Origin of the sequence: Sphingopyxis sp. (assembly GCF_035565275.1) — a bacterium.
GTDB lineage: Bacteria > Pseudomonadota > Alphaproteobacteria > Sphingomonadales > Sphingomonadaceae > Sphingopyxis.
This window is the reverse complement of sequence record NZ_DATMST010000028.1, coordinates 1-5,378: the sequence shown is the minus strand read 5'-3', so window position 1 is coordinate 5,378 and position 5,378 is coordinate 1. Positions and strand designations below refer to the sequence as shown.

The window sequence follows — 5,378 nt, the reverse complement described above, 5'->3', positions numbered from 1 at the left end:
GGTGCCCGGATACGGATCGCGGTCGAACGCCGGCGCCGCGTCGGCGACGGGCGTCGGTGCGGATCGCGGCCGCTCGGACGCCGCGCATCCTGCAAGCGCGGTGGCCGCGAGAAGGACGAGCGCAGCGTGCCTCATTTGGCGTCGGGGGTGACCGAGCGGATCACGCCGCCCTTGTCGTCGAGGAAATCGATCGACGCCTTGCCGTCGGGGGTGACCTTCATCAGGATACGCGGACGGCCCATCGCGTCGTTGAGCATCACCGCCGACTCGCGGTCGCGCGTCTTGCCGACATAAAGCCGCTGGCGGCCGAAGCTTCCGTCCGCCTGCACCTTTTGCAGCGCGGCGGTCTTTTCGGGACCGTCGGGCATCTTCGACAGCCGTTCGGCCATGTCGAAATCGAGCGGGGCATCGGGGCGGTCGTTGACGACCATCGCGGCCCAGCGCCGGCCGTTATATTCATTCTGGGTCAGCTGGATCACCTGATCCTGCTCATATTGGTCAAAGCTCAGATGGCCGCCGCCCGATACCTTGCCGTCGGGGCCCCTCTGGCCGCTGAAGGTCAGGCCGCCGTTTTCGGATCCTTCGTTGTTGTAGAAGATGATCCCCGCGCCGCGGTTGCCGCTCGGATGCGGACGTTCCTTGCCATGCATGATGATGCCCGGCGAGCGGCTGGTGTTCGACACGATCATGCGGATCGTCCCGTCGTCCTCGCGGATGTTGATCCGCTTGACGTCGATCTCGTCGAACGCCGCCTTGGCGGGCGCGGTGTCGGCGCCGGCGCTGGTCGTCATGGCGATTGCACAGGCGGCGGTGAGCACGCCCGAATAGAGCACGAGAAGGCGGTTGGTGTTCATGGCGTTTCTCCATTGGCAGGATGCAGGACGGCGGGAAGGTAACGATCGCGAAGTTCGGTCGCGCGCGAGGTCATCGGCTGCGCCGCGCCGCGGATGAAGACGGCAGTCGGGCGGGCGAGCGTGTCGAGCGGATCGCCGTCCCAGATCACGACGTCGCCGTCCTTGCCGACCTCGAGCGAGCCGATATGGTCGGCGAGGCCGAAGATGCGCGCAGGGCTGATCGTGATCGATGCGAGCGCCGCCGTCCAGTCGAGCCCGTTGGCGACGGCGTTACCCGCGTTGTAACGCATCTCGCGCTCACGGTGATTGCCATTGCCCTCGATCGCGATGGTGACCCCCGCGGCGGCGAGGCGCGCGGCGTTCGTCAGGGTCGCACCCAGCATCTCGAACGATGCGGGCGTATTTTCGACGGGTGTCAAAAGGACGGGAACCCCCGCGGCGGCGATCTCGTCCGCGACGCGCCAGCCCTCGCTCGCGCTTTCAAGGATCAGCTTCAGCCGCTCCTCGCGCGCCAGCGCCAGCGCATCGCGGATGTCGGCGGCGCGGTTCACGCTGACGAGCAGCGGCATGCGTCCCTCGACGACGGGGATGAGCGCGTCCATGTCGGCGCGTGACAGCGCATAAGCGCGCGTCTCGCCGCGGTCGTACGCGGCGCGGCGTATCTTGTAGTCGCGCACCTCGGCAAAGAGTGCGCGCAACGCGACAAGCTCGGCGCCGCGTGCACCGCCTGCGCGCTCGGCCCCCGCGTCGCCCATGTCCAGCACCATCGCGACCCCGCGCTTCATCAGCATCGCCCGGCCATCGAGCACGACGGCGGCCGCCTGCCCTGCGAACAGCAGTTCGCGGCCGCCCTTGTCCTTGTAGGCCGGAGTGGCGATCGCGCGGGTGATGCCGCCCAGCCGCGCGACGGGGATCAGCAGCGAGTCGGGATTGAGCCCGTAGCCCGCGTCGAAAGCAGCGCTGAGGTCGCTTGCGTCAGTGGCGCGATCGTCGGTCGCCTCGACCGCGCGCACTTCGATCAGCCCGAGCGCAGTACCCGCCGCGACAAGGCCGGGGGTCACGATCTTGCCCGTCGCGTCGACGATTTTCGCTCCGGCCGGCACCGCGACATCGGCCCCGACTGCCACGATCCGGCCGCCCGTGATCACCACCGTACCGCGCCCGATTTCGCCCATCGGCCCCATGGTGACGACACGGCCTCCCGTGATTGCAACCGTCTGGGCCGCGGCGGGCATGGCGCAGACAAGGGCAAGAACGGTGGCAAGAGCGCGGATCATCGCGCGAACTCCTGCCCGGGCTGGCCGAGTATGAAATCGGACGGTTTTTGATAGCGTGGGTCGGCGCGGTCCCACTGGATCACCCCGTCGACCCACACCCGGTCGGCGAGCGCATAGACGCTGAACGGGTTCGCGCTCCACAGCACGACGTCGGCCATCTTGCCGGGTTCGAGCGTGCCGACCCTGTCGACGATTCCCATTGCCTTTGCCGGATTGGCGGTGATCCATTTGATCGCCTCGCCCCGGCTGATCGACAGGCCGGCGTGGTTGGCGGCGGTCATCGCGATACCGGCTTCCTGATTGAGACGCTGGATGAGCAGACCGTCGTCCGAGTGGATGATAGCGCAGCCGCCGGCGGCGTCGATCATCGGCGCATTTTCCTCGATCCCGTCGAGCGATTCCATCTTCGCGCCCCAGCTGTTCGCCCAGGTCGCGACGCAAATATCTTCCTTTGCGAGCAACGGAGCGATCTTGAACGCCTCGTTGGCGTGGTGGAATGTGCGGATCCTGAATCCGAACTCGCGCGCGACATCGACCATTACCGCCATCTCGTCGGCGCGGTAGCAATGGTTCTGGACGAGAATTTCGCCGCGCAGCACCCCGGCGAGCGTTTCGAGCTGCAGGTCGCGTTTCGGCGGATCGCCCGCCTTCCCGTCCGCTTCCCATTTGTCCCGGCGACGGACGTAGTCGGCGGCGTCGATCCATGCCTTGCGATAACCCGCGACATTGCCCATTCGCGTTGCCGGCGAACGCCCCTTGCCGCCATAGACGCGCTTCGGATTCTCGCCGCATGCGATCTTCAGGCCATAGGGCGCGCCCGGGAACTTCATGCCTTGCGTCGTCACCGAGGGCACATTCTTGAGCGTGACCGAGCGGCCGCCGAACAGATTGGCCGACCCCGGCAGGATCATCAGGCTGGTCACCCCGCCCGCCCGCGCCAGGCGGAACTTCGGATCTTGCGGCCATACCGAATGCTCGGCCCAGACCTCGGCGGTGTTCGGCGACACCGCTTCATTGCCGTCCTCATGCGACGGCGTCGCGGGCGAGGGGTAGACGCCGAGATGCGAATGCGCATCGATGATCCCGGGCGTCACCCATTTCCCGCGGCCGTCGAGGCGGGCATAGCCCTCGGGTACCGGCAGCGCGGTGCCCACGGCTTCGACCTTGCCGTTCGCGATCAGGAGCGTCGCATCGACAATCTCGGCTCCGGTCCCGGTCAACAGCGTCGCGCCGACGATCGCCAGAGGCGCCGCGGCGGCGGGATGATAGGTACCCGGAAACGGATCGTCGGGAGCGCCGTGCGCTGCCAGCGCCCCGCTCGCAGCCGCGAGCGATATCAGCGCACCGCACACTCCGCCCAACTGCTTCGGTCTCGATGTCATTCTTCCCGCCTCCCCGATTTGACGAGCGACGAGCGCCGCGAATCCGCCATTCGATTTTTGCCCGTTCGGCGATGGCGGATTCGCCCGCACGAACCATCGTTCTCGGCAGGGTGAGATGTTCCGCAGACGGCGGAGCAATGGAGGGGCCGAATTTTGTGGAATGACGATTGCCTGGCGCGCCGGGCCGAACATCTTTCGACGCAGCTCCCCGCTCCCCATTTCCCGTCCGAATTCGGCGACGAGATCATCCTGTTCGATTCGGGTTTCGCGGCGCCGCAGCTGCTTCCCGACCTCAGCCGCTTCGCTGCCGAAGCGCTGACGGGGCACCGCGAAGAGGTGCTGCAATATGCCTCCGGCCGCGGGCAGGCCTATTTGCGCGAATGGCTCGCGAACTGGATGAACGAGGATGGCTGCGCACTGACCGCCGACCATATCCTGATCACCAACGGCGCCAAGCAGGGCATCGACCTCGTCTGCCGCCTGCTGCTCGACGAAGGCGATGCGATCGTCGTCACCGCACCGACCTATTTCACCGCCATCCCGATCTTCCGCAATTACGGCGCCGAATTCATCGAGATCGGGCAGGACGAGGCCGGGCTCGACGTCGACGCGCTCGAAGCCGCACTCGATGGACGCGCCGCCGCAGGGAAGGCACCGCCCAAATTCATCTACAACATCCCCGAATTCCATAATCCGACCGGCGCGACGATGCCCGCCGCGCGGCGCGAAGCGCTCGTCGCGCTGGCCGAGGCGCGCGGTATCCCGATCGTCGAGGACAGCCCCTATCGCCGCGTGCGCTTCGATGGACCCGACGCGCCCCTGCTGAAAGCGCTCGACCGTTCGGGGTCGGTCTTTCACCTTGGCACATTCTCCAAGCTCGTCGCACCGGGCCTCCGGATCGGCTGGGTTGCCGCCGAGCCCGCGCTGGTCGCGCGGATGGTCCAGCTCAAATCCGAGGGCGGTTCGTCGCCGCTGATCCAGCGGACCATCTATGAATTTGCGCGTTCGGACCAGTTTTCGGCGCATATCGCACGCGTGCAGCGCGAATATCGCAAGCGCCGCGACCATATCGTCGCCGCAGTCGCGCGCGAGCTCCCGGGCGCTGCGGTCGCGGTGCCCGAAGGCGGCTATTACGTGTGGCTGACGCTGCCCGGCCATGTCGACGGCGACCTGCTCGCCGCGCGCGCCCACGACGCCGGGGTCCATCTGATTGCGGGCAGCCGCTTCTTCGCCGCGCAAAGCACCGCCGCGCCGCGCAACCATATCCGCCTGTCCTACAGCTATACGACGCCGGATCAGATCGACGACGGGATCAGGCGGCTGGGCGCGGTCTATCGGGCGCTGGCCGGCCTATGACCATCGCTTCCCCTCTCGTCGAGTTTCGCGGTGTCGAGAAACGCTATGCCGCGGGCGGCCCCGCCGCCGTCGCCGATCTCGACCTTGCGATCGAGCGCGGGGAATTTCTGACGCTGCTCGGCCCGTCGGGGTCGGGGAAGACGACAACGCTGATGATGCTTGCGGGTTTCGAAACCCCGAGCGCGGGCGCGATATTGCTTGGCGGCGCATCGCTCGCCGACCGCCCGCCGTACCGGCGCAACATGGGCGTCGTTTTCCAGAATTATGCGCTGTTCCCGCATATGAGCGTTGCCCAAAATGTCGCCTTCCCGCTGCGCGTGCGCGGGATCAAGGGAAGCGAAGCGGCGAAGAAGGTCGCGAACGCGCTGGCGCTGGTGAAACTCGACGGGCTCGGCGAGCGGCGTCCCGACGCCCTGTCGGGCGGCCAGCGCCATTGCGGACGATCTTGGTGTTGGCGTCAGATCGAGGGTGGCCGCATTTCCATTCGGCGCTCATTGGCCTACCCTCGC

The 5,378-nt window shown here is 67.1% G+C and carries 5 protein-coding genes; 2 read left to right on the top strand and 3 right to left on the bottom strand.

All coding sequences use genetic code 11. From position 1 onward, the window contains the following. Positions 1-131: 131 nt before the first annotated feature. Genes VN047_RS02125 through VN047_RS02115 form a run of 3 tightly spaced genes read right to left on the bottom strand, consistent with a single transcriptional unit; the run spans position 132 to position 3,513 of the window. Complete coding sequence (locus VN047_RS02125) at positions 132-854, bottom strand: hypothetical protein (protein WP_325539549.1); 723 nt, start codon at positions 852-854, stop codon at positions 132-134. After that, positions 851-2,131, bottom strand: a complete 1,281-nt coding sequence (locus VN047_RS02120) for an amidohydrolase family protein (RefSeq protein WP_325539547.1) — start codon at positions 2,129-2,131, stop codon at positions 851-853. Before VN047_RS02120 ends, VN047_RS02125 begins: the two co-directional genes overlap by 4 nt. Further along, positions 2,128-3,513, bottom strand: a complete 1,386-nt coding sequence (locus tag VN047_RS02115) for an amidohydrolase (protein ID WP_325539545.1) — start codon at positions 3,511-3,513, stop codon at positions 2,128-2,130. The genes VN047_RS02120 and VN047_RS02115 overlap by 4 nt, the downstream gene beginning before the upstream one ends. A gap of 153 nt (positions 3,514-3,666) precedes the next feature. Here VN047_RS02115 and VN047_RS02110 point away from each other — a divergent pair, with 153 nt between their 5' ends. Both VN047_RS02110 and VN047_RS02105 read left to right on the top strand, forming a co-directional pair. After that, a complete protein-coding gene (locus VN047_RS02110) occupies positions 3,667-4,869 on the top strand; it encodes a PLP-dependent aminotransferase family protein (RefSeq protein ID WP_325539543.1) in 1,203 nt (400 codons plus the stop codon). Next, positions 4,866-5,378, top strand: a 513-nt coding sequence (locus tag VN047_RS02105) for an ABC transporter ATP-binding protein (RefSeq protein WP_325539541.1), incomplete at its 3' end; no start/stop codon positions are given. The genes VN047_RS02110 and VN047_RS02105, both read left to right, overlap by 4 nt.